Below are 249 nucleotides of genomic sequence, written 5' to 3'. Positions count from 1 at the left end.
TTATTCGACCGCGTGCCCTGCTTTGTCGCGGATAAGGTAAACGTTTGAGGGGCCGATATTGGTGTATTTTTTGCCTTCTTGACGGACGTAGCGAACATCGTTGAGGGCGGATTTCAGGTTTTGCTCTTTTTCAGACGGCTCGATCATGTCTTCGACGTTCATCGAAGTAAACTGGTCAAATTCAAGTTTATAAGAAGTATTGCCCAAATCCAGCGGAAACTCGCGCATGGAAGTCGCTTTGAGCTTAAC

General features: G+C 46.6%; 1 pseudogene. It reads right to left on the bottom strand.

Going from position 1 to position 249, the window contains the following annotated elements:
• A pseudogene (locus ACTHSQ_RS11380) lies at positions 1-249 on the bottom strand (cytochrome c biogenesis protein ResB); the annotation flags it as partial.

The sequence above is a fragment of the Neisseria sp. P0009.S008 genome (assembly GCF_051958615.1).
Lineage (GTDB): Bacteria > Pseudomonadota > Gammaproteobacteria > Burkholderiales > Neisseriaceae > Neisseria > Neisseria subflava.
The sequence above is the reverse complement of the archived record's forward strand: the minus strand, read 5'-3'. Positions and strand labels throughout refer to the sequence as shown.